Below are 25,544 nucleotides of genomic sequence, written 5' to 3' on the forward strand. Positions count from 1 at the left end.
TACGTGCCGCCGCCGGCCACGGGCCGCGACGCCCGGCCGCCGCTGCCACCCGGCGCCCGCTGCTGATGCCTCCGACGACGGCCGGGCGACCCCCAGCTCGGGTCCGTCCAGTCCGCGCTTCCACAGGCGTGGAGTCGTCTCCTACCACCGGCAGGTCGTGCCGTCCCTGGGAAGGACAAAGTGGAGCGCGACGCCACCGGGCTCGGCCATCAGGCCCGGCCAGTGCGTCTCGCCCCTTTCGCGGACCTCCTCGGAACTCTGATCCGGATTCGCCCGCCGCAAGCCAACGGCGAAGCGCAGATCGGCGGGCGGCCAATACTCCACCCCCGTCTGCCCAGACCGGCGGCTCGATCCACGTGACTGGCGGTGGCGGTCTCGCGTCGGCCGTCACCGCCCCGAGAACTCCACGTGCGGTCGGAGCATCAAGCCGAATAGGTCTGAAAATTAAAAGAGCCGACGACAGTGGCGGAGCTCGCGACGCGTATTTCTCCTGTCAAACCTGAGCTTTGCCGGAACACTTGCTCCCAACTCTGACCCCACGTCGGATAGCGCCGCATTCGGACTTATCGATCCCGCTCCACCCGATCACGGCGGCGATCCTCACATCACCGGGCGGTAACGTAATGTAAGCGGTTTGGGTGCTGATGACACGTGCAGCACACCGGTCGTGAAATCCATCCAGATGACTCTGACGCGATGAGTTCTTGTTGCTTCCTTGGTATGTACGGGTAAGCCCCCGTAGAGCGGTCACGGCCGCGCGGGGGTGCTACGGCGGCTCATCCGACTCGCGGCCTAGGGCGGTACCGACGCTGGGATTCGAGACCGGTCGGACGTTGCCTGTGTTGGGAGGCGGGGGGACAGTGGTGGATCAGGAAGAGTTCGAACGCGCGATCAACCCGCACAGGCGCGAGTTGATGGCCCACTGTTACCGCATGCTGGGTTCGGTGGACGATGCGGAGGATCTGGTGCAGGAGACCTTTCTGCGTGCCTGGCGTTCCCATCACACCTTCGATGGTCAGCGAGCGACGCTCCGTACCTGGCTGTACCGCATCGCGACCAACGCCTGTCTGAGCGCTCTGGAACGCCGTAGGCGCCGGCCGCTGCCCGCAGGGCTGAGCGGCGCGAGCGACGATCCGCGGGCGTCTTTGGAGTCGGACTCCGACATCCCGTGGCTGCAGCCCATCCCCGACACGGTGTTCGACGAGGCCGACTGGACGGACCCATCGAAGATCGTCTCGACGCGAAGCAGCGTCCGCCTCGCCTTCATCGCCGCGTTGCAGCACCTGCCCGCCCGGCAACGCGCGGTGTTGATCCTGCGTGACGTCGTGGCGTTGCGGGCCGCGGAGGTCGCCACGGTGCTCGGGATCAGCACCGCGGCCGTGACGAGTTCGCTGCAACGAGCCCGCACGCAACTCCGGAAGGTGGCACCGGTCGAAGACGAGGTCGCCGAGCCGGTCGAGGCGGGCCACCGCGAACTCCTCGACCAATACGTCACGGCCTTTGAGAATTCCGATATCGACGGTCTCCTGCGCCTGCTGCGTGACGACATCACCTTCGAGATGCCCCCTCACCTGACCTGGTTCGCCGGTTTCCGGCCCGTTTCTGGTTTCATCTCCTCGCACGTCCTCGCCAACCGGGGCGTCTGGCGGGTGATCGCCACGCGCGCCAACGGTCAGCCTGCGGCGGCGACGTTCCTCCACGGATCAGACGGCGGCTACCACGCACATTCCATTCAGGTACTCACGGTTGCCGACCGGCAGGTGTCGCGGATCGTGGCGTTCCAGAATCCGAGGCTCTTCGAGGTCTTCGGTCTCCCGCGGACCCTTCCTGCGGCCGGTGGCCGCACCTGAGAATTCGTCCGCTTGATCGATGAGTTTCGGTTCGCTCCTCGGTATTCACCTGCAGGGGACCATTCCTCGGGCTCCCCATGTGTACGGATGCGAGGTGAGGATGACATGCGCGAGACCGCACCGGTCTGGTTTCCGTTCTGACGGATAGCCGACGACCGCACGAAAAGGGGGCGGCAGGTCCAAAGGGCCTGCCGCCCGCGGCTTTCTGCTCGTTCTCGATCGGCCGCTATCCGTACAGCGTCGGTGGCAGGCCGAAGCGCTGCAGGACGTTGTTGTCGGCGAAGCGGGTGAGAGCCGAGATCCGATCGCCGGCGAGGGTGAGCACGATGAGGCCGCTCGCGCGGGCGATCGGCGCATGGGCGTCTTTGAGATAGCAGCCGAACGCGGGCTGCGCGTTCGCGCGGGTGGTCACCAGCCGGAACTCACGCGTTCCCCCGCGGAACACAAGGGCGGAGAGAACCCGCGCGGCCGTGGCCCGGCCCTGGTATCCGAACGGTAGGGGAGGTGTCGTGAGCCAGACCCCGTCGGTCAGGAGGGCGGTGATGCCCTCGACGTCGCCGCGTTCGAACGTGGCGGCGAAGCGTGCCACGAGGTCACGCTCGCGGGGGGAGCCGGGCGAGGGGGGCCGCTTGAACTCGCTCGCGCGCAGGTGGACGGTGAGCGTGGTGCGTGCCTGCCGGAGGTCGCTGGTGACCGTGCTCTCACGGCGGTCCAGGATGTCGGCCACCTCCGCGGCGGGAAGACCGATCACGTCGCGGAGGAGGAGCGTCGCGCGTAGCGTCGGCGGAAGGTGCTGCAGGGCCGCGACGAAGGCCAGTGAGATCGACTCTGTCGTCTCGTGCCGTGCCTCGGGCCCCGGCGCCTCGTCCGGAAGCCCGTCGAGGAGCGCGTCGGGACAGGGCTCGGGCCAGAGCGGCTCACCCGGCCGGAGGGGCGCCGACAGCGTGAATGCTCTCGCCGGTCGCTGCCCGACGGAGCCTCGGCCGGCTTCGCGCCACGCGTTCAGCCGGTTCGCCGCCATGCGGTGGAGCCATGCGCGCAGCGCTGCGCGTCCCTCGGACTTCTCAAATCCACGCCATGCGGCCAACAGAGTCTCCTGAAACGCGTCACGTCCTCATAGATACAGACCCTGTCCACGCCGGAAAGTGTTCGGCGCGCCGGCGGCCGCCCCACGGGGCGTGGACTCAGTTCTTCAACGCGTAGCGGTTGACGACAATGCCGCAGGCGTACGCCCGGGAGGCGATATGAGTGAGCCGCAGGCCGTTGTTCCGCGCACTTGCGAAAATGGAATCTCCCGCACCCACGGCCGTAGGGTTGACGAACAGCTGAAGCTCGTCGGGCAGGCCATCTGTGATCAGCGATTCGGCGAATCGGGTCCCGCCGAAGGTGATGATGTTCGAACCATCGCCCTGTTTCATCTTCTGGACGACCTCGCCGAGGTCGCCGTTGACGATGGTTGTCCTGTCCCACCTGGAGTCCAGCCTCTTGCCGGTCACCACGACCTTCTCGACATCAGTGATCTTGCGCGCGAATCTGTACTCGGGGTCGCCGACGTGCTGTTCGGCGGTCCGGCGCCAGTGGTCGAGATAGCCTTCTGCGATCATGGGACGGCTCAGCAGGATCGTGCCGACATTGTCGAAGACCGAGTTGAAGTACTCCCGTAGTGCGGGGTCCCAGGCCCAGTCGGGCCCCCAGTTCCAGACCTGCCAGTCAAGGTCTTCCTGTGCGGCCGACACGTACCCGTCGACCGAGGTCTGCATCTGCAGGATGAGTTTACGCATGCGACAACCCTTTCCGATTTCGTGGCGCTCGACGCGATGGCCGGTAGGCCGAGCGCGTAGGGGAGGTGCTCCCGGCCGGGGCACTCCCCCCTCTACAGTCGCGGGATCTCAGCCGAGGAACGCCTTGGCGTTGCGCCGGGCGAACTCGGCGAAGCCGGTGGGCTCCACACCGAAGGCACGATGGGCCTCGAGGCGTACGTGGGACTCGGGATGGCGGGCGCGCTCGGCGAGTTGCTGCTCGACGATCCGTACGGCGGGTTCGGGCACTCCCCGGTCCCTGAACTCCTGCAGTTTGTCCTCCAGGCTGACCGCCACGTACCGGAAATCGGCGCCCGTGGCGTCGGAGATGTGCTCGACGGCCTCTTTCATCGACAGCGCCTCGGGGCCGGTCATGTCGTACGCCTTGCCCTCGTGGCCCTCGGAGCGCAGCAGCCCGACGGCGACCTTGGCGATGTCCTCGGTCTCGACGGGTGAGAGCCTGATGTCGCCGATCGGCAGGCGAAGCTCCCGTCGCGCGGGGTCCACGCCGGTGAGGGCTCCCGGCAGGTAGCGGTTCATGAACTGGCTCGGGCGCAGGTGGGTCCAGGCCGGCCCGGAGGCTTCGAGGTACCGCTCGATCTCCTCGTGCTCGCGGGTGCCCTGGAACCTGCCGGCGTCGAACCCGATGCCGGACTCCTTGCCGGAGAGCTTCACGATGTGGGGGATGCCCGCGGCCTTGGCCGCGTCGATGAAGACGGTTTGCGTCTCCACCATCCGCTCCTCGGGCGAGGAACTCATCAGGACACATGGCTACGACCATAGGAGCTACTGCTACAGGAAAACAAGTGAATTGTCTAGACCGTACAGCATGTCGGCATGACCACGGTCCGCACCTACGGTGACCCCTGCGCCGCCGCTCGCGCCCTCGACCTGATCGGCGAACGCTGGGCACTGTTGATCGTCCGGGAACTCCTCTTCGGCCCCAAGCGCTACAGCGACCTGCAGAGCGGCCTGCCGGGCGCCAGCCCCACCGTGCTCTCCCAACGGCTACGCGACCTGGAGCAGGGCGCGGTGATTCAACGCCGCAAGCTCGGCCCGCCGACCCGGGCATACGTCTACGAGCTCACCGACTGGGGACGGCAACTGCAGCCGATCCTCGTACGGCTCGGCCGCTGGGGCCGCCGGGCACCGGCCAGGGAGACGACGGCGACACTCGGCACCGACTCGCTCATGCTCGCCCTGCAGAGCCACCTGCGCCCCGCCGGGCTGGACGGACTGACCGCCACTTTCCTCCTCGACCTCGGTGAAGACCTGTTCACTCTCGACATCGCCGACGGCGACCTCACCATCCGGCGAGGCGAACCGGCCCGGCCCGACGCCGCACTCCGGACCGATCCCGCCACCTTCAAAGCCCTGGTGATCAACGGACACCCCGCCGGCGAGCTCAACGGCCGACTGGAGACCACCGGTGATCACAACGCCCTCCACCGGCTGCTGAACGCCCTCGACGCGCCGTGACCTCGCACCGCCCCGGCCGACGCGGCGCGCAGGAAGGGGTTCGGAGATGCGCGCCCGGATTTTCTGCTAGTGACCGATAAGTTTCGGTTCGCACCCGGGTCTGTACTTGTAGAGACGCCCCCGGTCCGGACCCCCCGACCCCCCATTCCCCCAGAGCGTCGGGCCGACCATATCCCCTCAGATGCTCGGCCCGGCGCTCAAACGAACCGTTGCCGATCGCGATGGAGTTCCGCAACCGGACCTGGATGACCGAGCGGAACCGGGAAGAGAGCCTCGGGTTCCTTAGCTTCCACGCGATCCCGTACGTATGCGTAGACATGTCCCAGGCCGGCCCGACTCGATCCCACCCGTGATCGCGGCCACCGCCGACCTGGCGGAGGTCCGCTTTCACGGGCGCGGTGACGAGTGGACCGCCTGCGACGAGCACCGGCGTTTCGGGTGTAGTCCCTGCAGGAGCTGAAGCCGTGGGCGGCGACGATCCGCGAACTCGCCAAGCAGGCCTCCAGCACGCACGTGTCATGAAGAACGCCCACCGGGACCATGTCCTCAGGAGCGCGCGCCACCTCTCCGACCTGCTCAGGACACTGCCCGCCTGCCCGGTACGGCCGCCGTCCGGGCGATGACCGTTCGCCGACATAGTCGTAGAGCGTGTCGAGGCCGACGCGGTTCCGGCGGGGAACCGACGAGGCGGCATGCGGTCATCCTCGCATGGGACGTCCAGATCAAGAAAGTTCGAGCTTCATGCTGATGAACGGAATGTTGATCCCGGAATCGCGGAGCGGTTGAGGGGTCTCGACGACCCCGTCCGGCGTGAAACCGTACCGTCGGTAGAAGGCGGGCGCATCTGTGTCCTTGGCGACATCCAGATAAACGGTCAACGGCCGGTTCAGACCGTTCAACGCCGTGTCAACGAGTCTCCGTCCGAGCCCTGCCCGGTGGTATTCGGGATCGACGTACAGGCCTCCGATCGTCGCGGACTGGTCTGCGTCCTTCCTGGCGATCTGGCAGAACCCCACGACTTTCGAACCCGACCGGGCGACCGGCCAGCTCTCGCCGAGCACCGCCTCCTTCCAGTACGGCTCCTTGCGAGCCGCCAGGCCCGTAATGTACTTGCCGAGGGCGACCTGATCCATTCCTTTCACCCCCGCGAACGAATGCCGCGAGGACGCTATGTGGACGCGTAGTATTCCGGGCGCATCTTCTGGCATTACCCGGCTTATCCGCACGCCGGTCGCGTCGACGACGCTATGGCTTCGCAGCGACCGAAAGAACATCTCAACGGCGCTGAACAGATCTTTACGCTCACTCGATCCGTGAAGCATCAGAGATTTTCTTCTCAGAGGGTGGCGTCGCCGCTCAGTCGCGCGACGTCCGCACTGATCCGTGCGCGAACATGGCCGACGAAACGCAGCATGTCGGCGCAGTAAATTGTCGGGTTCCGAAACCCGCTGCCCTCGCGGTATCGGTGTGTGTAGTAGCCGCCACCGCATATGTCCCGCTCCGCGCACCCGCGGCAGGCGTCACTCAAGCCCGCGACGCCCAATTGGCGGGCCGCCATCGCAGGAAGGCGCAGCGCCGCGTCGAAGGGGGCGTCGCGGACCGAAAGCCCGGTGGCCGAAGCACCGTCGTACGCGGATTTGAGCGTGTCGACCTGCTCGACAAAGCCGTCCGTGTCGACCACGACCACGTCGGCGGGACCCAGCCCGATCTGCTCGGAGACGGCGTGACCTCCGAACAACAGGCTCAGGGTGTCCTGGAAGAGGCGAACCGCTGTCTGCTGCGTGGAGGCGCCGTACCACTGGTCGAAAGCCGCGATCAGCCAATCTCCGTACGGTGTGGAGTCCGGGTCGTCTTTCCACCCTGGAGGTGGCGCGCTCCAGTTGCCGTGAGGGAGCAGGAAATCCATTCCTGGCGGCTCGTGGTCGAGCAACGAACGGTAGGTCCTCACCGGGTCGTTGTCGAGGTCGATCGTGCACAACAGCCCCGAATACAGATGTCGGTAGCCGGGCGCACGGAGCGCGTTCAGGCCCTTTACCACGGCTTCGTGACTGCCACGGCCGTCGGCATATCGGCGATGGCGGTCGTTCGCTTCGGCATCGCCGTCGATGCTTACGGCGACGTTGATCTCGTGCTCGGCGAGGACCTCCAGCATGGCATCGCTCAAGAGCGTCCCGTTGGTCTGAACGGTGAAGCGTATCTGCGTGGCTGCAGCCGCCTCACGGCGTACCGATGTCGCCACCCGGGCGAGCGTTTCGGCTCCGGCGAGCAAGGGTTCGCCGCCGTGCAGGACGACGTCGACCAGTGGCACGTCGTGGGTGCGGGCGTGTTCGCCGATCCGGCGGGCGGTGAGGTCGATCACCTCGTCGCTCATTACCTTCGAGCTACGCCGCCAGGATTGGTCGCCCATCTCATAGAGGTAGCAGTAGTCGCAGGATAGGTTGCACCTGCTCTGCACTTTGAGCACAAAGCATTGGAATGGAACCGGTCGCCAACCTGAGTTCTCGAGCTCATCGACACGCACGACTCCATCTGGCCATTCCGACCGCCTCAGGAGATCTGCTGGATTGACTGGCAATGAACACTCCAGGTGTATTGGGAGTGCCCGGACGACGTGTTGGCGCCGTCGTCCGGGGTTTGTTTCGCTAGGAGCTCGTCAGGCTGACGATGCAGTGCGCGGTCGTGGGGAACCGGCGTCGGTCGATCAATTGATCGCCGTCAGTGTGCTGTTGTGCGCACCTAACCGTCGTCACTGGACCGTTTTGTGCTCAGTGGGCGCCATGGCGCTGTTGAAGCTGCCCATAGGTCTTACCGTGGTGTCTCGGTGCCGACCGATGGCCTGGGCGAGGGCGGACTGACCGATCGAAGCAAGGGCGTCCTGCGATACGTCGGAGATGCTGATTGACGGATTAGCCTCATTAGCCGACGCGTTCGACGCATCGGCCGGTTGCGTAAGACCGGCCGCCGCGGCAGCCACGATGATAGCGGTGACGGCAACGCCGGACGCCGTTACGGACTTGCGCTTTTTTTCCATGAATCTCCTTCACCGAGGAATGGTCGTGCGGTGCCCTCCAATTGAATACGGCGACGAAATCTGCCGCCGGTGGACGCCCCTCCCATCGGCGGCGCGCAGCCGCCCTGAGGATCGCCTGACACTGGACACCGCCACGCGCCCGACCGTAGGCGTGGCCTTCGATACGTGACCAGATTGGTTTTGCACAGTGATGCAATCACCGGGTAAGAGAATGCTGAGCCGGCGATGCCGCCGGCCACACGCCGCCTCACCCCTTGCTCGGCCTGTGCCCGGCGCGGCGTCGAGAAAGGTGCGCCAAACGAGGTGCAATCCATAGACCAGCCAACCCGGACGTGTCGTTGGCATGATGACGGCCCTCGTTTTGGCGCTCAGTACCGCGGGGTACTGGGCGGACACGGCCGAGGTGTCGGAGCCGACTCCCTGTCACTGGAATTCACAAATCCCGACAGCCAGGCCCTCTTCGGGACGGCGTATGAGGCCGCGCTGAGGAACCTGCTGCAGACGAACACCTCGGCTACGATCCCGCGGTTTACAACAAGAGCGGCCTGGTGGATCCGGACGTGGGCATCGTGCGCGCGGGCGGCGGCTACCCGCAGGCATGGACACGCGACGCCTCGGTGAACAGTCCGAACGCGACGAGCCTGCCGAGTCCGGCGCCAGCACGCAACACGCTCTGGGCGGCGGTGGACAAGGACTCCGCCGGCAGGCTCCAGGTCCAGCAGGACGATCAGCAGGGGACCAGGTCATCTGGGTGACGGCCGCGTGGAACCACTAACTTGTCGCCGGCGGCATGACTCTCCTGCGTGAGGCCTACCAGACCGTCGGCGGCACCTTGACGATCCGCGATCGAGGACTCCGTCTGAGGTGGTGGCCACGGTGCGGTACGCGCCGTGGCCCGTGTTACTGAGGCCGGTCAGGCCCGTGAGAGCCCTGACCGGGGCGGGCTCCCCGCCGCCGGCCTTCGGTCGTGCTTCGTGCCGTCCGTGTCGGTGAGCGAGAAGTAGAGGGGTTCACCTCAAGCTTCTTCCTGGTCTGGTTGACGACCATTACCTTCACACATGACAACGAGTGGCCGCTGGACAGCACGCTTTTGGACGCCTTCGCCCTTTTCGCCACCAGCCTGATCGGAACCGGCTTCGAGGCGGCGCCTTTTCCGGCTGCTTTCCCCGGCTCGGAGGACTGAACCGCAGTGGGCTAGTCCGCCGATGCCGTGCGTCCGGCGAGTGCGACAACGCCGACTGCGGACAGGAAAACAACGACGCTCTTCACAAGAGTTCCTTTCTCTACACACGAAGCCTTGACTCGGCTTCGCCCCAACGGGGTCCGCTCTGCTCGCCGCTCTCACTGGACTCGATCGGGCGGACCTCCAGTAACACCGCTGCGGGCGCGGGTTTCCCGCAGGCGGTACGCGCCATCGCGGGGCTGAGGTCCTGCTCCGTATCCAGCCGGCCTGCCGATGCGGACCACATGGCAAGCCAGCTACGCTGGATTTTCCTTCCCCCGCGAATTCAGATCAATTTAAAAATCAGCGCCTCGGCGGCACCATCCACGAATACGCCAAGATCGTCGCACGATCTGAATGAGATTGTCGCTTCGCATGAGGCTCGATCGCCTCTGCTCTCCGGTTCCAGAAATTTCGTGTCCACGTCATCCGGCCTGATGAATATCCCCGAAGGCGTGCTCCATGCTCAAATGAAAATCGGCTCGCTTGCAGGCTAGGGAGTGCGGCGGACGCCGACCAGAATAACTCTGCACAGTGACGCGGCCGTCCGGTTTCGAAGTGCTGAGTCAGGCCGAGCGGTCGATGGAGGCCGCGCGATGGTGCACGAACACATATTCGATCCTGGGGAAGAGTGGAATATTCGCTGTCCGGCCGATTAATTGCGGCTCGGGCCCGGGTCTATAAGAGGGGCGTTCGATGCCGCGGTGCCGTGGAACCTCCGGGAACGAGAAAGTGGTGGTTATGTGCTCACGCTCAGTGTGCTCGTGAAGCAGGCCGCGCTCGGGCCGTGGCCGCTCGTGGGAGAAGCCACGGACGCGGTCGTGGTGGAGTCGGCATTCATCGTCTCCGCCGTTGACCTGGCCGGCTGGTCCCAGATCGACGCAGACGCCTTCCGCCGGGTCCTGCTGATCGTGTCGCTGTCCGGCGAGCCGCCGCAGGACCGGATCGAGGCCGCCGTACGGCAGGCCGCCCGGGCAGATGCCGCGGGCGTGGTCCTGGCGACGGGATTCTCCGGAGTCGGCTCGCTCGATCGTGATGCTCTGCGGGCGCTGGCGCGTCGCCACGGGATCGCGTTGCTGATCGCACCGAAGGACCCGGCCCAGGTATGGACGCGGACGATGAGAGTCATTCGGAAGGAGCGGGAACACGCTACGGGACACACCGGCGTCGAACTGCGCGAGATGCAGCGTGAGTCGACCCGGCCGGATGGCTTGAAGCGTCTCGTGCGGCGGCTGGCACGTCAGGTCGGGGGAAGCGCCGTTCTGCTCGGCCAGGAGGGCGCGCCGCTGCACGCCTTTCCGGAGCTTCCCGCCGACGTTCTCCAGGAGGCGGCGACCGAGATCAAGCGGGTCGTGACCCGCGAGATACGGGCCGCCGCCGCCGACCTTCGCGACTGCGTCGTGCATGTCCAGTCGATCGGTGCGGATGAGACGGGTGCGACGCTCGTCGTGGTGCGGAAGGAGCGGTTCTCTCCGGCCGTGCGGGAGCTCGTCACGGATGTCTCGCGGCTACTCGCACTGTGCTGGCGCGTGGACGATCTCAGCCGTCGGCGGCGACGCGCCGACCTGGCGGACACACGTATCAGAGAAGTGGTGCTCCAACTGCTGATGACCGGCAACGTCCAGGCCGCCCGGCGCGTCGCCGGAGCGCTCGGCCCGAGTCTGTCCGAGTGGATCCGGATCTATGTGATGGCCGGCCCGCCGGACGATCGGGACCGGTTGGTGGCCCACTGCGAGCGGGTGTCGGGTGGCCGGGCCTGGATCATACGGTGTCCGGTCTACGTCGGGCACATCATCATCCTCACCCCGGTCGCGGACGAGGTGGACGAGGTGGACGAGGTGGACGAGGTCGGAGACGTGCTCCAGGTCTATGCCGGCCAGGTGAACGGCGTCGACGTCGGCGGCAGCACCACCGTGGCGCTCCGGGAGATGGCGTCGGGATACGCCCAGGCGTTCCACGCGCTCGCGGTGGCGCAGGGGAACGCCGGCCACTTCGCCCGGTTCAGCCCGCGCGGAGACCTCGCGACCCTGGTGCGCTCCCGAGGGCAGGCGTGGGCGAGGTCGGCGCTCGAGCCGCTCACGGCCTACCGGCCACCCCGGGCGCAGGACCCCGACTCCGCGGAGCTGACCATCACCCTCCGCTCCTGGCTGGACTTCTATGGCGGCGCGGCGCGGCAGCTGAAGATCCACCGCAACACACTGGCCGCGCGGCTACGGCACATCGAGCACCTGCTCGGTCACCCGCTGGATGACATCGAGACGCAGTCGAAGTTCTACCTCGCCCTGCACATCCTTGATGGACCAGGAGAAGGCGACGGTCCACCGACCCTGGAGGCGGTGCTCGATGATCCCGATGTGCGCCGGTGGGCCGGCATTCAGGTGACGCCGCTGCTCAGACGGGACCCGGAGCTCTTTATGAACACGTTGCGTGTGTGGCTGGACAACGATGCCCGCCTCGATGCGACGGCGTCGGCGCTCGGCATCTCGGTTCCAGGCGCGCGCAAACGACTGACGCGCATCGAGGAGACCATCGGGCACTCGCTGCTGAGCGGCCCGTCGGCGCGCTACGAAATGTGGTTCGCCCTGAGAGTGCACGACGTGTGAGGCGACTCGCCGAAGCCGGAGGACCGGCACGCCATCGTGGTGGGCCGGGGCGCTCGCAGTCCCGTTGATGCCGCCCGAGCCTCAGCATTCCGTTACCCGGTGACCACGTCACTGTGCACGATGAACCTGTCCGCGAATCAAGGCCACGCCTACCCTCGAACGGGTACGAGCGACGTCGGATGACCTTCGTCCGCATCTGATGCCGACGAAGAGCGCAGCGCACTCCCCTCCTCCACCGTGCACCGGCCGAGCCGCACGCGGTTCGGTCGGCAGACGATCGCATCAAGAAAAGCAGGCCGTTGTGACGGGTGAATCAAAGGACGACAGCCGACATCCGGAAACGAGTCGAAGCTCACCGACCCGTTCGGCCGGTATGTGATCACCACGTTCGTCAAGGGCACCAACATGGGACCGTACGAAGCCGCCCGCCACATCCCTGGCGTGAGCGGGCACGAACTGTCGCGGGCTGCGAACCGGCATTTTTCGATCCCGCTGCTGAACGAGGCGATCGCGGACCTGGTCAACGCGCACGCCCGCCTGGACATCTCCCAGGCCTGGGGTGATGGCACCGCCGTGGCGGCAGATGGCACCCACATGGACACCTACCTCAACAACCTGCTCGCCGAGACCTCCGTACGGCTGGGCAAGACCGGCGGGATCGTCTACCACCACATCTCCGACACCTACATCGCGCTGTTCACGCACTTCATCCCGTGCGGGGCGTGGGAGGCCGTCTACATCATCGAAGGCCTGCTCAAAAACGCCTCGGAGGTGAAGCCGACCACGATCCACGCCGATACCCAAGGCCAAGGCTTCCCCGTCTTCGCCCTGGGTCATCTGCTCGGCTTCGACCTGATGCCCCGCATCCGCAACTGGAAAGACCTGACCTTCTACCGGCCCGCCAAGAGCACCGAATACGTGCACATCGACGCCCTGTCCGGCGAGCCGTCATCCGCACCGTCCAACTCCTGCGCTACCTCAGGCACGGGTCCGCGACGGTCCAGGCCAATTTTCGCGTTTGTTCGCCTCAAGACACCGGCGTAACGCCGTGAAGGAGATTTAAATGGGTAACACCGTTCACACAGGCGCCCCAGCGGGACGGCGGACTTTGCCACTGCATGTGGGCATCCCGGATGCACCGAAGTCGCACCACCCTCTGAAGGAGGTGCCATCGCCTCCGGCCGCGGACTCTGGCTTCGTGTTGGACATCGATACGCTGACCGACGTGGCCAACAAGTTTACGATGGTGTCCAAATCCCTTCATAGTAGCTTGTATATCTTGTTCGTGGAGCTTTCCGCGGTCGGCCAAACAATGATCACCAATGATGTCGCAGTGCTGGGCGGTTATCGGGCAGCACAGGATCTTGCCGCCACTGTCAGGCAAGCCAATCTGGCGGTTCGGGAAGCCGCAGGCAACTTCGGCCTCGCCAATCTAGCTGACGCGATCAACGCATCCGCTACCTGCTATAAGAAAGCCGAGGAAAACGCTGTCGGGGCCGTTAACAAGCTCGCGGCGGCGCGGCATGTCGACACGACAGTCGGTGTACAAAGAGACGTCCCCGATCACCCGGATGAGATGCGGATCCAATTTCCGCTCCAGACCGGCCGGTCCGCAATCGGTAATTCTGCCGTGACCAATCCATTCAACAATGGCATGCCCATCTACGACCCCCCATTCGAGCTTCCTAACGGGACGGGCGAGGTGGAAATTCGGCAAACGGCCGGCGGGGCGTGTGAAGAGTCTGTCCCCGATGGCTTCGACGCCCTGTACTATATGGTTGAGGCCATGAAACCGCGATATTTGTGGGAAGTGGCGGCCATTTATCGCACGATGGCGAAGGTCGTCAATGACAGTGCTGCGGCCTGCAGGGCACCTGCATGCCAACTCGCTGAGGCTTGGGGCGGCAAGGTCGCCCAGGTCGCGACCGGGGCGATGCAGGCGATACATCGCTCGCAGGCCGGGTTCGTCAGTTCGGTGATGGATATAGCCGATGCCCTCGAATGGCACGGGAGCAAGCAAAGGGCGTGGCAGCTTGCCCTTGCAGAGATAAATCTGGCGGGAGATACCGTGAATGTTCCCCAAACAATGGAACATATACAACAGCAGACGAACGAGACGATCAGGGCATTCCCTGACTCAATGCCGATCTCCTTCGGGAAAGCATCACAGAAGGGCTATCAAGCCGCAGAGCCCGACGCGCGTTCTCTATGGCTGGGATGAGTGGTGGATCTGTGCTCCGCCGCCGCATAGGGGCACAGGCCGATAACTGGTGCGCATGGTCACTGAAATCCGTCCGAACTACCCGACTGAATGGGCCACGATGAAGGCGGTCGCTGCGAAGTTGGGGATCGGCGCGGGCAGGCCGGGGTTGTCCCAAGCCACGCACCGGCCAACCAGGTCAAGCTCGGTCCAGCGCAGGCCCAGCGGCACCGGATGCGCCCCATCGAGGTAAGCGATGCAGGCCGGCCCCGCCGCCTCAGGGCACCGCGGCATCAGGGCGCGGAACTCGATCTCACGCATCTCCAAGACCAGCTCGTACTCGCCATCGACCGGGAAGGACAGGGAGATATCCGCCAGCTCCGGATATCTCCCTGCCCCCCGAAGGTCGCCCCGAAGCGATCGGTCCAAAACCGCCGGTCGCCCATGCATCGGCGCAATTCTTAACCTGACAGGCTGCCATCCTGGGCCGCCGCTCGGATTCGTGCGACCAGATGAAAAGCGGCTCTGCGTAACTCTGGTGACTGGTGGACATGCTGTCGATCGGCGTCAGCTGTGGCGGAACGCGAGCCCGGCTCCTGTGTTGCAGACGCTTCGCGATGCCGGCCCTTGGTCCAAGCGGGAAGGATTTTGCTCTGAGGGCGGCAGACCCGGCGGTCACGTCCAGCGGATCGGCCTCCGCGTGATCCGTTGTTGCAGGTCAAGCAGTGATCGCTTGACTGGTGGTGTTCTCGGCCGGTGAGCGCCTCACGGCGCACGCCGTCAAGACATGGGCCACGGGAGCGTCGGCTTTGTTTCGTCTTTTAGCGGGGCCGGCGTGATGGTCCGTTCAGAGCTCGAGCAGGATTTCCGCCAGTTTCTCCGGCTGGGAGACGAAGGGGGAGTGGCTGGTCGGGAGCGTTCGTACGTCGGTGGGATTGTCGGGGGTGTACTTGTCGGCTTCATCGATGAACCGCTGTTGTGCTGCGGGTGGGACGGCTCGATCGTCGGTGCAGGTGATGTACGTGCGGGGGATTCGACCCCATCGAGCCGGTGTGACGGTCACCTTTTCGGCGAGCGGGCCGATGGGGGTGTCGGGGGTGAGGAGGTTGGTAACGGCCTCCCAGTCGTGGTCGTCCGCATCGGCGGCGAAGGTCGCCTTGACGCGGGCGCGGTACTCCGGGTCGCCGGATCGGAAGTCCATGCGTAGCGTGCCGGTGACGGCCGGGTCGGCGAGGAGGATGGAGGGGATCAATCCGGTGGAGAATTCCGGTGCGTCCATGTAGTCGCTGAACGACGTACCGTTGGCCGTCATCCAGGCGGACAGGTAGACCAGGCGGCCGATGAGTTCGGGAACGGCCTCACCCACCTGGTTGAGAACGAGTCCGGCCATGCTGTGGCCGAGCACGATGATGTGGCGGTGGGGCATGCGTTCGGCGAGCCGCCGGATGGTGTCGGTCACCTGGTCGCGGTAGTCCCGCAGGGTCAGGTGCGCGACGGGAGAGGGCTCGGTGGCGAACTCTTGCGGGTTCAGCGGTCTTGTGGTGTACGAGTGGGGGAATCGCGCCCCCAGCCCATGTCCTGGCAGGTCCCGCGCGACGACGTGATGACCCTCCTGGACGAGGAGCGATGCCAGCCGTTCGAACGCCCAGGCGCCGTGTGCGCCACCGTGGACGAGCACAAATGTCTTCGTGTCCGATCCTGCGGGAATCGCCTGCTCTGTCTCTCGATTCATCGCTGTCTCCTGCCTGTTCACGCGGGGGTGACGGTGTAGTCGGTGGCGCCGCGGAAGATATCGGCGTTGCGACGGGCGAACTCCGCGAAAGTGGTCGGTTCGACTCCGAAGTGCTGGTGGGTGGTCAGGTCGACGGTCGATCGGCCCAGCCGTTTCCGCTCTTGGAAGAGCTGCACGAACGCGCTTGCGCGCGGTGGCGGGTACCCGGCCTGGATCCAGGCCCGCTGCTTCTCCTCTGAGGTCACGTCGCGATAGCGGACCGGTTTGCCGATGGCGTCGGAGATATGGCGGGCTGCGTCGGCCATGGTGAGAGCATCGGGGCCGGTCATCGTGTAGGTCCTGCCTCCGTGACCGGAGGTGGTGAGCACGGCATAGGCGACTTTGGCGATGTCCTCGACGTCGATCGGCGCGAGCGTCGTGTCACCGAGCGGCAGGCGAAGCTCGCCGGAGCGGACGATGTCCGGCACCTCCTCGAAGTACACCTGCATGAACTGGCTCGGCTGGAGAACGGTCCACGGCATACCAGAGGCGAACAGATACCGCTGGATCTGCTCATGGCTCCGGCTGGAACGGAACTTCTCATTGTCGAATCCGTCGATCGAGTCCTTGCCGGAGAACTTCACAATGTGGCCGACGCCAGCCCTGATCGCGGCGTCGATGAACGTGCACTGCGTTTCCAGCATCTGTGGGCCGGCGCTACTGATCATCAGTACGCGATCAACTCCGTCCAGCACGGACTCCAGTGTCTCGGGCCAGAGCATGTCGCCGTGCCTGACGTCGACGCCCGGCAGTGCCCGCAGATCGTCCGCCTTCTTCGGGTCCCGCACGAGTGCGCGGACCGGTGTGCCGTGTCGTGCGAACTCCCGGACGGCGGCCGATCCGGGGCGTCCGTTCGCTCCTGTGATGAGGATCATTACTCCTTCTTTCTGCTCGGGGAACGCGAGATGATGATTACATATATGAACCATCTAGTACAACTTCGATATCAACAGTCTCCGTATCGGAACAAGTCGTCGGTTAGACTCGACGATGTGGGAAGCCCGCGAACCTATGGCGACGCCTGTGCCGCCGCACACGCTCTCGACCTGGTCGGCGAGCGCTGGGCCCTCCTCGTGGTACGGGAGCTGCTACTGGGCCCCAAGCGCTTCAGCGATCTGCGAAGTGGCCTGCCGAACGCCGGCCCGAATCGTGTGTCGCAGCGGCTACGCGAGCTCGAAGAGGCCGGCATCGTGCGTCGCCGTAAGCTCGGCCCGCCCGCGCGGTCCTGGGTGTACGAGCTGACAGAATGGGGGCAGCAGCTTCGACCGGTCCTCGTTCAACTCGGCCGTTGGGGCAGGCTCTCACCGTTCCGCGATCTCGATGCGGGCATCAGTGTGGACGCTCTCATGCTGGCCCTTCAGGGGGATTTCGCCTCGGAGGCGAGCGACGGCCTGTCCGCGACCTACGCACTGGTCTTCGGCGACGACCGCGTCGCCGCGCGGGTCGCCGACGGCGACATCGATATCACCCGCGGCGAGCCCACCGCTCCTGACGCGACCATCACCACCGACACCAGGACGTTCGCCGCCGTGCTGACCCGAAGGCGTCGCCTGGAGGAGGCCGTACGCGCTGGAGACGTCACCGTGTCCGGCGACCTGAACGCGGTCGAGCGGTTGCTCGACTCCTTCCCCCGTCCCGAAGCGGTCGAGACACCGCCGGCATGACCGGACGGCCCGGGATCGGGCCAGTGGACGTCAGCGTCAGGTGAGCCGTGCTGGTGGCCACACGAATCACTCGCTCGCTGCCCTGTGCGTGCCGGAGATTCGGCCACCCTATGCGACCTGGGCGTATTCCGGGTTCAGCCCAAACTGGGATGATCCTGGAATGTGGGGTTCGCAGCGGGAACAGCCGATCACTCGTTCGCCGACACCGCGCGGTGCGGAAACCGAAAGGTCCCGTCCGGTGATCCGGACGGGACCGTTCAGGGGGTGTGCTCCCAGCGATGGGGCGGTACGGCTCAGGCGATGCCGTACGCGTCGATCACAGTCTGGTCGACGAGACCTGGGATCCGCGTGCGTAACGACATGTTGCCGGGTGCTGGGTTGGGGACGGAGGCGGTCAACTGGCCGCCGCTCGTCTGGACGGCGATCGGCTTCCAGGTCGCGCCGTCGTCGTATGACGCCCAGAGCTGCGGCGTGCCGTTGGTGGACGTCTCCAGCCCGTGAGACCATGATCGCTTCTAGCCTGAGCTTCGCGTTCTCCTGCGGGGTTGGCTCGGAAAGAGGGTCCGGTCTCCCATGATCACACTGGCCACGGTTACGGTGATCATGGTCGGGATCAGGTAGTCGAGGGTGCCCGTCAACTCGGCGGCCATGATCACGGCGGTCAGTTGTGCGTGGATCGCGGAGCCAAGGCAGGCCGCCATTCCGGCGATGACGAAAGCCGCCGGGCCCGCGACGGGGGCCCCTGACATCTCCGCGAGCCGCCAGCACGCGGCTCCCGTCGCCGCGCCGATCACTATTGCGGGTCCGAAGGTACCGGCGGTGCCGCCGGACCCGACGGTCAGTGAGGTGCCCACGATCTTCGCCAGCGGCAGCGTCAGCAGGACCCACAAGGGGACGCCGAGCAACCATCGGGCGTCCATACTCGACTGAATCAGGCCGTAACCGGTCCCGAGGATGTCGGGCAGCAGCAGTCCGAGTGCGCCTACCGTGAGGCCGCCGATGGCGGGCTTGACCGGCCACGGGATCCTCCGCTGCGCGTTGAAGAACGCCTTGGTGTGGGGGAGGGCCCAGCAGTAGCAGCGGGCGACCAGGCCGGCGAGCACGCCGAGTCCGAGGAAGAACGGCAACGGGGCGGGGGCGGCCAGACCGGCCGGCTGGCACCCGAGGATCGGGGTGAAACCGTGGACGGCGGTGAACTCGGCGTATGCCACGACCGTCGCGATCAGACCGGGGATCAGCATTTGAGGGGCCATGCCCCGGCGATAGAGCAGCTCGACGCCGAGGCACACGCCCCCGAGAGGGGTTTTGAAGATCGCGCCGACCCCGGCGGCCAGGCCGGCCGTGGCCGCGACACGTGCGTCGGCGTCGCTGAGGTGGAAGACCCGCGCCGTCGCCGACCCGCCCGTCGCGGAGATCTGGGCGGCTGGGCCTTCGGTCCCGCCAGAGCCGCCGGTTCCCAGGGTCAGGGCCGAGGCGACCAGCTTCACGACGGTGGCCCGACGTCGCATGCCGCGCGGCTCATGGTGGATCGCTCTGATCGTCGTGTCGGTACCGGGCCCGCCCGCGCTCGGTGCCAGCCAGCGGACCAGCAAGGAGCCGAGCACCGCGCCACCGGCGACCAGCAGCGGAACGATCCACGGTCTACCGATCTCGCTCGCGGGCGCCGCGTGCCCGTCCCCTGCGACCGTCGCGGGGGAGAACCCGGCCAGCAGGCCGAGCGTGCCATCGGTGACCAGTGCGAGCAGCTCGTGGAGCGCGAGCGCGCCCAGCCCGGACACAACCCCGATCGTGGCCCCGATCGGCAGCCATTTGAGCAGGTATGGCCAGCTGTGAATTGGTTCGCGCCACCATGTCCGCGCGACACGGGTATTCCGGCCGGTCCTCAGCAGGCTTTCCGCGCCGTCCATTCCGACGCCGTCCAGTGGCGTGCATGGCACAGGCCGGAGAGCGGGCGCGGCGTCTGCCGTTTCCCTGGAGGACACGTGCAGTGACCGTCCGGGCGCTGCCCGCTGAGGCAAGGCCCGATGTCTACCGCCGATGGCCTTCACCTGAATGCTGCAGGGCTTGGCACGAATAGGACCGCCGACAACTTCTGTCCTTCCAGTTCAGAGAGCACCCTGATGCTGACGATCGCCATCCGCTACCGGCCCGCCAGGAAAAGCGCGAGGCTAGTGCGGCAGTCCGAGATTTTGATCTGGCCATTGGCGAGCCAGTCGGACTCGTTGGTGGGACCAATGGGCGTCGGCGGGGTCCAGCCGAGGCCGCTCACATTCGTGCAGCCGGCGTCCGGCCGGTATCGGGGATCTCGTTGGCGTCAACGATGGGCCGTACCTCGACGGAACCGTGGCGGGCGGTCGGCATCCGTGCCGCATGATGGAGCGCCTCGTCGAGGTCCGCGCATCTCAGGACGTAGTATCCGGCCAGGAACTCCTTGGTGACCGCGAACGGCCCATCGGTGAGTTCGGTCTCGCCATCGCGGACCCGTACGGTCGTCGCGCTGGTCGCCGGATGCAGCGGACTGTTCGCCACGAGCAGTCCTGCCCTGCGAAGACTCTCCGTGAGAGCCAGCCACAGCGACATGTCCGCCCATCGGTCCTGTTTCTCGCCCTCGGGTGCGTACAGCAACAACATGTAGTCCGGCATCAGACCTCCGCTTGAAACTGGTCTTTGTATGTACAGACCAGGGCGTGAGCCGTGACTGATCGGCCGGACGGCTCCAATATCGTCGCTGCGTCGCCTCGTTACGCGGTGGTGAGGGCGTCCAGCAGCCGGTGGAGGGTTTCGCGATCCCCGGTTGTTTCGAGCCGGCCGTCGAGCTCGTTGATGGGCCGTCCCTCGATCACGAGGGCTTTGAAGGTGGCCACGTCGGTGCGAAGCGCAGCGTTCCAGTGCGTCGGCTCGCCGCGTTGGATGGCCAGATCGCCGTCGACGGCGCGGATGGTGAACAGATCCTCGCCGAGGTCGAGTAGCAAGGTGGCGTCCAGCCCTTGAAGCATGGCGGGGTCAAGGTGGCACTCCAGGGCAAGGATGAGGGAGTCGATGCCCAGCGTCATGGTGGTCTGCCTGGCGGGGGTGCGGCGGCCCCATCGGCCAAGGTTGACCAAGATGGGCTCGAGCTGGTGGCCCCAGTCGGTGAGTTCGTAAACCCAGGCTCGGGTCGGCGGGCCGAGTTTGCGCCGCTGGATCACCTGCCCCTCCTCCAGGTCGCGTAGGCGTTGGGACAGCACGGTGGGGCTGGCGCCCGGCAGGCCGCTTTGCAGGTCGCTGTAGCGCTTGGGGCCGAAGAGCAGTTCTCGGACGATCATCAGCGCCCAGCGTTCGCCGATCAGGTCGAGGGCGCGGGCGGCGGCGCACGGGTCGCCGTAGGTGCGGGCCGTGGTCATGTCCATTATCCTACACAAAACAAGGGATTTTTATGTAGTGGCTGCTACTTATTTGATAGTAATGATTCTTGTCGCCGGCACCACCGGCCTCACCGGCCTCATCGGTACGGTGATCATCCGTGAGTTCGCCCGGCAGAACGTCCCCCTACGAGCACCGTTCCGAAACCCCGAAAAGGCCCGACATTTCGACGGGCTGGACGGTGCGGAACTCGCCCAGGGTGACATGCTGCGTCCCAAGACGCTCACCGCCGCCTCCGACGGCGTCGACCGCGTCCTGTTGATCTCCTCCCGAAGAACGCATGGCGGAGACGCACCTCACATTAATCGACGCCTCCAAGGCGGCAGGCGAGACCCACGTCGTGAAGCTGTCCGGAAAGGAATCCGCGTCGGCTTCGACCCGAAAAGGTTTCGCGGCACGCCTGAGCACGTGGACGCTGCCTTGACAAGTAAAATTCGGGGAAATCCATTGAGGCCACCCCGGCAGCCGTCGATGCGGTCGACCCACTCCTGAGCTCGCTCAGTGGCGCACTCCCGGATCAGCGCGACACTCCTGAATGCCGCCCAGCGCACGAGCGCCCGCGTCGGCCGCCGCGATCGGATGAACTCGGCCCAGGCGTGTTCGACGCCGGCGAACTCGAACTCGCCCTCGCGAACGCCGCCACCGTCGACGACGCCATCCACATCACGAGAAGACTATGCCGCCCCGCTCCACCGAGACGGCCAAGGTCCTCGAAGGCGGCGCCGAGCACCTGCTGTCCGCCGACGTGCCCGACTTCGGCGGGTGAGGCCAGCCCCTTCGGCGGTCACGGGCCGACGTACGGGAGCCTGACCCACGACCACTTAAGCACGTCGCTGCGTTCGCCCATGCTGCATTCCCCTGGCCGAGCACGGGCTGGACTTCGACGGTCTTCAGTCGCTCCGGGCCGCCGTTCCGTCTGGAGCCTTGGTGATCCAGCGGGGCGGCGGGCGTGGCGTGGGCGCCAAAGGACGTGGTAGATCAAGCGCAACGGGGGTGGGAGGATGCGCAGCAGCTCCCATGCCCGCTCCTCCGATGTCCCGTCGAGCAACCAGGGGAAGTACACCGCGGCGCCAGAGAGCCCGAGCCGCCGGCGCTGCTCGTTGCCGAACGCGGCCCATTCCTCTTCCGTGAGCCGTTCGGTGATCAGCGGCAGTGCGTCGGCCTCCTCATGGTGCAGGTGCGCGACGAGCCCGGCGGCCAGCGCGCCGGCATGCTCGCCCAGCGCGACCGGGTCGTCATCGGCGAGCGCGTCGTTGATCTTTGCCAGCAGGGGGTCGAGCGCGGTGTGCTCGGCCTCCATCGCGTCGAGTAGTCGCTGTTCGGCCGGTCTGCCGGCGAGTTTCGGCCAGAGTACGGAGTCCTCGGCCTCGTGGTGGACGGTGAGGAACCGGCGGAAGTCGTCCCACCCCGCCCGGACCTGCGCTAGGGCGGAGATCCCACCGCCCCCACTGTCCGAGGTGACCGACGCCAGCCGGTCCAGGTCGCCCCGGAAGGCGTCGTGGGTCGCGTACATCAGCGTCATATCGATCACGGTCGGTCCCCTTTCGATGGGTATGGTGCGCGCGGCGGACCCGGCATCGGCCCGGTGACGCCGTGCGTCGTGTCACGGTTCGCGGGGTATCGCGAAGCGGGGCAGGCTGAGCATCAGAACCGTGACCAGCACCATCAATCCCGCGACGCCGAACATGCCGACCCGGTAGGCGCGGCCGAAGGTGACGGCCTGCGCCCTCGGCGCATTCGCCGCGAGGGTCGCGGCGATGGCGGTGCCGCCATCTGTCGCGCAGCTCGCCGGGACGGTGGCAGGGTCCTTCTCACCCGCGCGGTCACGCGCGCATGTACGGAAGCGGGTCAGCGCGTCGTCCTGTGTTGCCCGCGGCACGCCGGCGGCCGAGAGTTCCCGGTGGACCTGCGGCGCCACCGCGTCGACCCCCGGCCGGCCTGACCGGGCAGTCCGGTCAGGAAGACCACGCTCATCAGCGCGATGCCGATCGAGGTGCCGAGCTGCTGCGTGGTGTTGAAGGCGCCGGAGGCCGCCCCCGCGTCCTCATGCGGCACCTCGGTCAGCGCGAAGTCGATGACCGGCGCGACCACGTACCCCATGCCCAGTCCCATGACGAACAGCGGTGCGCCCATCTGCCACGAGTGGATGTCGGCGCCGTACCGGCCGGCGACGAGGGCGATGCCGAGCATTCCCGTGATCAGCAGGAGCCCACCGGTGAACAGAGTACGTTCCGCCCGAACCGCGGCGTCAGGTACTGCACGGCCGTGCCGGCCGAGGCAGCGAGACCGATGAAGAACGGAATGCCGGTGAGCCCGGCGTGCAGTGCCGACCAGCCCAGGCCGACCTGCATGTACAGCGTCCACATCAGGAAGAAGGTGCCGTACGCGGTGTTGAACAGCAGGTTGACGGCGAAGCCCCCGGCGAATCCACGTGACCGGAACAGGCTCAGCACCACCAGGGGCGCGCCGCCGCGCGTGATCACCCGCCGCTCGTAGAGGATGAACGCCGCGAACGTGGCGATCGAGCCGACCATCAGCGCGAACGCCCATCCGGGCCAGCCCAGTTCCCGCCCTTGCACCAGCGGGTACACCAGCAGCGACACGCTCCCAGTCGCCAGGATCACACCGCCGACGTCGACGCGGAGCGGGTCGGGCGAGCGCGACTCTCGTACGAAGATCGACGCGGCGACGATCCCGAGAAGACCGACCGGGATGTTGACCAGGAAGATCGGCCGCCAGTCCCAGCCGAACAGGTTCATCCGGACGAACAGTCCCCCGAGGAGCGGGCCCGCTACCACGGCCAGCCCGCCGACCGCGCCGTACATGCCGAAGACCTTGCCGCGTTCTTCCGCCGGGAAGCTCACGTGGATGATCGAAAGAACCTGCGGGATCATGAGCGCCGCCGTGCCGCCCTGGAGGAAGCGGGCGCAGATGAGCATCCCGGGTCCGGTGGCCGTGCCGCACAGCAGGGAGGCGATGGTGAAACCCGCGATGCCGATCTGGAGTAGGCGCCGCCGCCCGTAGATGTCTCCGAGCCGGCCGCCGCTGATCAGAACGGCGGCGAAGGCGAGTGTGTACCCGGCGGTGACCCAGCCGACGGTGGAGTACCCGCGCCCACGTCGCGCTGGATGCTCGGGACGGCGACATTGACGACGGTCACGTCCAGCAGATCCATGAACGCGGCGACCAGGATGACAGTCAGGGAGAGCCACCGCCGGGCGTCCGAGCGGCCGCCGACCTTCGCCGCCTGCGCGACGGATACACTCACCGGTTCCCCCGGCCCTCGTGCCAGGCCTTGCTCTCGACGAAGTGATTGTCGAAGCGGTCCTGGTTGTCGAGGATCTCCGCCGGGCTCGCCTGGCCCTTCACCACGCGGTCCACCAGACGGAAGTACTCGAACCGCTCGGCCGTGGGCTTGATTATCAGTAGGTCCGCACCGGTGTCGTCCGGCGTGCGGAACGCATGCGGCGTGAGCGGCGGGACCACGAGGAAGTCACCCGCCACGGCCGTGAAGATCCGCTCGCCCGCGAGCACCTGGAGGCCGCCGCCGATGATGAAGAAGATCTCGGCCGAGCCGGAGTGGTAGTGCGGCGGGGGCCCGTCGACGCCGCTGCCCATCGTGGTGTGGATGGCGCTCATCGTCTCGCCGGTGGCCCCGCCGTCGGTCAGCAGCCGGGTCACGCTTGGCGCCCTCCCGACCACTTCCGCCTGCGCGCCGCGTACGAACAGCACGCTCTCGCTGATCGATGACATGTCTGGCCGCCTCCTAATAGTCAGCTGGCTGATAATAAACATCAATATAGTACGTCATCAAACTATCATGTGGCGAATAGACTGAGGGCATGAGTGAGGGCGACCGCCGAGACGCGATGGACGTGATCATCGATCAGTGGCGCCGGGAACGGCCCGACCTCGACCTGTCGGCGATGGGGGTCTTCGGGCGGCTGGTGCAGGTGGCGGCGATGCTCGGCCCCGCGAGCGAGGCCGTGTTCGCGCGACACGGCCTGCGCCGCGGCGAGTTCGACGTACTCGCCGCACTGCGCCGCTCCGGCCCACCGTACACACTGACCCCATCGGAGATGGCGGCCGAGCTGATGATGTCGCGGGCCGGCATGACCAGCCGGATCGACCGGCTGGAGGTCGCCGGGTTGGTCGAGCGCAGCCTCGATCCCGACGACCGGCGCAGCTTTCGCATCACTCTGACGGGCAAGGGGCTGCGGGCCGTCGACGCCGCCCTCGGCGAGCACGCCGCCCGGCTGTCCGTGTTGTCGTCCCGCCTCGGCGATGGGGAGAGCCGCGCCCTGGAAGACGCCCTCCGCACGCTGGTGCGGACGCTTGTGGATTGATCGTCGAGCGCCGAACCGGCTCAGCATTCCGATACTGGGTGCCCGCCTCACTGTGCAAGGCGAACCTGGTGGCGCGGGAAAGGCTGTGTCTACCGTCGATAGGTGGCAGTCTTCGGGCGTTCCAAGTCCCTCGGGACGGTACGCGGTCGTGATCGTTTACTGCGTGACGGTGAACTG

Annotated in this window: 26 protein-coding genes and 3 pseudogenes; 12 read left to right on the top strand and 17 right to left on the bottom strand. The window is 66.4% G+C overall.

What is annotated here, in order from left to right; translation table 11 throughout:
- The first annotated feature begins 704 nt into the window (after positions 1-704).
- Positions 705-1,850 (top strand): sigma-70 family RNA polymerase sigma factor, encoded by a 1,146-nt coding sequence (locus ACFFNX_RS02365; protein WP_378194293.1) that lies wholly within the window; start codon positions 705-707, stop codon positions 1,848-1,850.
- Positions 1,851-2,076: 226 nt separating this feature from the next.
- Here the strand turns inward: ACFFNX_RS02365 and ACFFNX_RS02370 are convergent.
- From ACFFNX_RS02370 to ACFFNX_RS02380, 3 genes and pseudogenes are all read right to left on the bottom strand, one after another.
- A pseudogene (locus ACFFNX_RS02370) lies at positions 2,077-2,946 on the bottom strand (RNA polymerase subunit sigma-70); the annotation flags it as partial.
- Positions 2,947-3,034: 88 nt separating this feature from the next.
- Positions 3,035-3,631, bottom strand: a complete 597-nt coding sequence (locus tag ACFFNX_RS02375) for a dihydrofolate reductase family protein (RefSeq protein WP_378194296.1) — start codon at positions 3,629-3,631, stop codon at positions 3,035-3,037.
- 108 nt (positions 3,632-3,739) lie between these two features.
- Positions 3,740-4,384 (bottom strand): NmrA family NAD(P)-binding protein, encoded by a 645-nt coding sequence (locus ACFFNX_RS02380; protein ID WP_378194298.1) that lies wholly within the window; start codon positions 4,382-4,384, stop codon positions 3,740-3,742.
- A 102-nt stretch (positions 4,385-4,486) separates the two neighbouring features.
- On the opposite strand from ACFFNX_RS02380, the gene ACFFNX_RS02385 reads away from it, so the two are divergent.
- Positions 4,487-5,128, top strand: coding sequence for a winged helix-turn-helix transcriptional regulator (locus tag ACFFNX_RS02385; protein WP_378194301.1), 642 nt, complete (start codon positions 4,487-4,489; stop codon positions 5,126-5,128).
- A gap of 191 nt (positions 5,129-5,319) precedes the next feature.
- Positions 5,320-5,481, top strand: a pseudogene (locus ACFFNX_RS52485) (DUF72 domain-containing protein); the annotation flags it as partial.
- 369 nt (positions 5,482-5,850) lie between these two features.
- Here ACFFNX_RS52485 and ACFFNX_RS02390 read toward each other — a convergent pair.
- The 3 genes from ACFFNX_RS02390 to ACFFNX_RS02400 form a co-directional block, all read right to left on the bottom strand.
- Positions 5,851-6,261, bottom strand: coding sequence for a GNAT family N-acetyltransferase (locus ACFFNX_RS02390; RefSeq protein WP_378194304.1), 411 nt, complete (start codon positions 6,259-6,261; stop codon positions 5,851-5,853).
- A gap of 203 nt (positions 6,262-6,464) precedes the next feature.
- On the bottom strand, positions 6,465-7,649 hold the full coding sequence (locus tag ACFFNX_RS02395; RefSeq protein ID WP_378194307.1) for an FxsB family cyclophane-forming radical SAM/SPASM peptide maturase: 1,185 nt from the start codon (positions 7,647-7,649) through the stop codon (positions 6,465-6,467).
- Between the two features lie 225 nt (positions 7,650-7,874).
- Entirely contained in the window at positions 7,875-8,159 is a 285-nt protein-coding gene (locus ACFFNX_RS02400; protein ID WP_378194310.1) for a hypothetical protein, read from the bottom strand.
- A 548-nt stretch (positions 8,160-8,707) separates the two neighbouring features.
- Between ACFFNX_RS02400 and ACFFNX_RS02405 the strand changes: the two genes are divergently transcribed.
- From ACFFNX_RS02405 to ACFFNX_RS02425, 5 genes are all read left to right on the top strand, one after another.
- The gene (locus ACFFNX_RS02405; protein WP_378194313.1) at positions 8,708-8,914 is read left to right on the top strand and encodes a hypothetical protein; all 207 of its coding nucleotides are present in this window, start codon (positions 8,708-8,710) and stop codon (positions 8,912-8,914) included.
- Positions 8,915-9,126: 212 nt separating this feature from the next.
- On the top strand, positions 9,127-9,342 hold the full coding sequence (locus ACFFNX_RS02410; RefSeq protein WP_378194316.1) for a hypothetical protein: 216 nt from the start codon (positions 9,127-9,129) through the stop codon (positions 9,340-9,342).
- 782 nt (positions 9,343-10,124) lie between these two features.
- Entirely contained in the window at positions 10,125-11,984 is a 1,860-nt protein-coding gene (locus tag ACFFNX_RS02415; protein ID WP_378194319.1) for a helix-turn-helix domain-containing protein, read from the top strand.
- 312 nt (positions 11,985-12,296) lie between these two features.
- Complete coding sequence (locus ACFFNX_RS02420) at positions 12,297-13,028, top strand: Tn3 family transposase (RefSeq protein WP_378194459.1); 732 nt, start codon at positions 12,297-12,299, stop codon at positions 13,026-13,028.
- 154 nt (positions 13,029-13,182) lie between these two features.
- A complete protein-coding gene (locus tag ACFFNX_RS02425) occupies positions 13,183-14,205 on the top strand; it encodes a hypothetical protein (RefSeq protein ID WP_378194322.1) in 1,023 nt (340 codons plus the stop codon).
- A 78-nt stretch (positions 14,206-14,283) separates the two neighbouring features.
- Here the strand turns inward: ACFFNX_RS02425 and ACFFNX_RS52490 are convergent, their stop codons facing one another.
- The 3 genes from ACFFNX_RS52490 to ACFFNX_RS02440 all read right to left on the bottom strand — a co-directional run bounded on the left by ACFFNX_RS52490 (position 14,284) and on the right by ACFFNX_RS02440 (position 16,884).
- Positions 14,284-14,634 carry a hypothetical protein gene (locus ACFFNX_RS52490; RefSeq protein ID WP_512699843.1) on the bottom strand — a complete coding sequence of 117 codons (351 nt, stop codon included), beginning with the start codon at positions 14,632-14,634 and terminating at the stop codon, positions 14,284-14,286.
- A gap of 397 nt (positions 14,635-15,031) precedes the next feature.
- Entirely contained in the window at positions 15,032-15,916 is an 885-nt protein-coding gene (locus ACFFNX_RS02435) for an alpha/beta fold hydrolase (protein WP_378194328.1), read from the bottom strand.
- Between the two features lie 17 nt (positions 15,917-15,933).
- Entirely contained in the window at positions 15,934-16,884 is a 951-nt protein-coding gene (locus tag ACFFNX_RS02440) for an SDR family oxidoreductase (protein WP_378194331.1), read from the bottom strand.
- A 63-nt stretch (positions 16,885-16,947) separates the two neighbouring features.
- On the opposite strand from ACFFNX_RS02440, the gene ACFFNX_RS02445 reads away from it, so the two are divergent.
- Positions 16,948-17,619: a winged helix-turn-helix transcriptional regulator gene (locus ACFFNX_RS02445; RefSeq protein WP_378194334.1), complete on the top strand. Its 672-nt coding sequence runs from the start codon at positions 16,948-16,950 to the stop codon at positions 17,617-17,619.
- A 378-nt stretch (positions 17,620-17,997) separates the two neighbouring features.
- Positions 17,998-18,120 carry a hypothetical protein gene (locus ACFFNX_RS02450; protein ID WP_378194337.1) on the top strand — a complete coding sequence of 41 codons (123 nt, stop codon included), beginning with the start codon at positions 17,998-18,000 and terminating at the stop codon, positions 18,118-18,120.
- 14 nt (positions 18,121-18,134) lie between these two features.
- Here the strand turns inward: ACFFNX_RS02450 and ACFFNX_RS02455 are convergent, their stop codons facing one another.
- The 3 genes from ACFFNX_RS02455 to ACFFNX_RS02465 form a co-directional block, all read right to left on the bottom strand.
- Complete coding sequence (locus tag ACFFNX_RS02455) at positions 18,135-19,397, bottom strand: chloride channel protein (protein ID WP_378194340.1); 1,263 nt, start codon at positions 19,395-19,397, stop codon at positions 18,135-18,137.
- A 487-nt stretch (positions 19,398-19,884) separates the two neighbouring features.
- Positions 19,885-20,262: a YciI family protein gene (locus tag ACFFNX_RS02460; RefSeq protein WP_378194343.1), complete on the bottom strand. Its 378-nt coding sequence runs from the start codon at positions 20,260-20,262 to the stop codon at positions 19,885-19,887.
- Positions 20,263-20,360: 98 nt separating this feature from the next.
- Complete coding sequence (locus ACFFNX_RS02465) at positions 20,361-21,002, bottom strand: winged helix-turn-helix transcriptional regulator (RefSeq protein WP_378194346.1); 642 nt, start codon at positions 21,000-21,002, stop codon at positions 20,361-20,363.
- Here ACFFNX_RS02465 and ACFFNX_RS02470 point away from each other — a divergent pair.
- Positions 21,001-21,513: an NAD(P)H-binding protein gene (locus ACFFNX_RS02470; RefSeq protein WP_378194462.1), complete on the top strand. Its 513-nt coding sequence runs from the start codon at positions 21,001-21,003 to the stop codon at positions 21,511-21,513. The genes ACFFNX_RS02465 and ACFFNX_RS02470 overlap by 2 nt on opposite strands.
- A 292-nt stretch (positions 21,514-21,805) precedes the next feature.
- Here the strand turns inward: ACFFNX_RS02470 and ACFFNX_RS02475 are convergent, their stop codons facing one another.
- The 5 genes and pseudogenes from ACFFNX_RS02475 to ACFFNX_RS02495 form a co-directional block, all read right to left on the bottom strand.
- A complete protein-coding gene (locus ACFFNX_RS02475) occupies positions 21,806-22,543 on the bottom strand; it encodes a hemerythrin domain-containing protein (protein WP_378194465.1) in 738 nt (245 codons plus the stop codon).
- Between the two features lie 81 nt (positions 22,544-22,624).
- Positions 22,625-22,939, bottom strand: a complete 315-nt coding sequence (locus ACFFNX_RS02480) for a hypothetical protein (RefSeq protein ID WP_378194349.1) — start codon at positions 22,937-22,939, stop codon at positions 22,625-22,627.
- Positions 22,870-24,074 (bottom strand): annotated as a pseudogene (locus tag ACFFNX_RS02485) (MFS transporter). Before ACFFNX_RS02485 ends, ACFFNX_RS02480 begins: the two are co-directional and overlap by 70 nt.
- A complete protein-coding gene (locus tag ACFFNX_RS02490; RefSeq protein WP_378194480.1) occupies positions 24,071-24,289 on the bottom strand; it encodes a hypothetical protein in 219 nt (72 codons plus the stop codon). The pseudogene ACFFNX_RS02485 and the gene ACFFNX_RS02490 overlap by 4 nt, the downstream one beginning before the upstream one ends.
- Complete coding sequence (locus ACFFNX_RS02495; RefSeq protein ID WP_378194352.1) at positions 24,286-24,774, bottom strand: cupin domain-containing protein; 489 nt, start codon at positions 24,772-24,774, stop codon at positions 24,286-24,288. The genes ACFFNX_RS02490 and ACFFNX_RS02495 overlap by 4 nt, the downstream gene beginning before the upstream one ends.
- An 89-nt stretch (positions 24,775-24,863) precedes the next feature.
- Here ACFFNX_RS02495 and ACFFNX_RS02500 point away from each other — a divergent pair, with 89 nt between their 5' ends.
- Positions 24,864-25,367, top strand: coding sequence for a MarR family winged helix-turn-helix transcriptional regulator (locus tag ACFFNX_RS02500; protein ID WP_378194354.1), 504 nt, complete (start codon positions 24,864-24,866; stop codon positions 25,365-25,367).
- The last annotated feature ends 177 nt before the right edge of the window (positions 25,368-25,544 follow it).

Origin of the sequence: Actinoallomurus acaciae (genome assembly GCF_042429965.1) — a bacterium.
Classification (GTDB): Bacteria; Actinomycetota; Actinomycetes; order Streptosporangiales; family Streptosporangiaceae; genus Actinoallomurus; species Actinoallomurus acaciae.

Excerpts from the sequence above, each read along its gene's own strand:
- ACFFNX_RS02500 (WP_378194354.1), top strand. The coding sequence starts at position 24,864 with ATGAGTGAGGGCGACCGCCGAGACGCGATGGACGTGATCATCGATCAG.
- ACFFNX_RS02495 (WP_378194352.1), bottom strand. The coding sequence starts at position 24,774 with ATGTCATCGATCAGCGAGAGCGTGCTGTTCGTACGCGGCGCGCAGGCG.
- ACFFNX_RS02375 (WP_378194296.1), bottom strand. The coding sequence starts at position 3,631 with ATGCGTAAACTCATCCTGCAGATGCAGACCTCGGTCGACGGGTACGTG.
- ACFFNX_RS02465 (WP_378194346.1), bottom strand. The coding sequence starts at position 21,002 with ATGACCACGGCCCGCACCTACGGCGACCCGTGCGCCGCCGCCCGCGCC.
- ACFFNX_RS02435 (WP_378194328.1), bottom strand. The coding sequence starts at position 15,916 with ATGAATCGAGAGACAGAGCAGGCGATTCCCGCAGGATCGGACACGAAG.
- ACFFNX_RS02460 (WP_378194343.1), bottom strand. The coding sequence starts at position 20,262 with ATGCCGGACTACATGTTGTTGCTGTACGCACCCGAGGGCGAGAAACAG.
- ACFFNX_RS02380 (WP_378194298.1), bottom strand. The coding sequence starts at position 4,384 with ATGGTGGAGACGCAAACCGTCTTCATCGACGCGGCCAAGGCCGCGGGC.
- ACFFNX_RS02440 (WP_378194331.1), bottom strand. The coding sequence starts at position 16,884 with ATGGTTCATATATGTAATCATCATCTCGCGTTCCCCGAGCAGAAAGAA.
- ACFFNX_RS02385 (WP_378194301.1), top strand. The coding sequence starts at position 4,487 with ATGACCACGGTCCGCACCTACGGTGACCCCTGCGCCGCCGCTCGCGCC.
- ACFFNX_RS02390 (WP_378194304.1), bottom strand. The coding sequence starts at position 6,261 with ATGGATCAGGTCGCCCTCGGCAAGTACATTACGGGCCTGGCGGCTCGC.
- ACFFNX_RS02475 (WP_378194465.1), bottom strand. The coding sequence starts at position 22,543 with ATGACGCTGATGTACGCGACCCACGACGCCTTCCGGGGCGACCTGGAC.
- ACFFNX_RS52490 (WP_512699843.1), bottom strand. The coding sequence starts at position 14,634 with ATGCATGGGCGACCGGCGGTTTTGGACCGATCGCTTCGGGGCGACCTT.
- ACFFNX_RS02400 (WP_378194310.1), bottom strand. The coding sequence starts at position 8,159 with ATGGAAAAAAAGCGCAAGTCCGTAACGGCGTCCGGCGTTGCCGTCACC.
- ACFFNX_RS02470 (WP_378194462.1), top strand. The coding sequence starts at position 21,001 with ATGTCCATTATCCTACACAAAACAAGGGATTTTTATGTAGTGGCTGCT.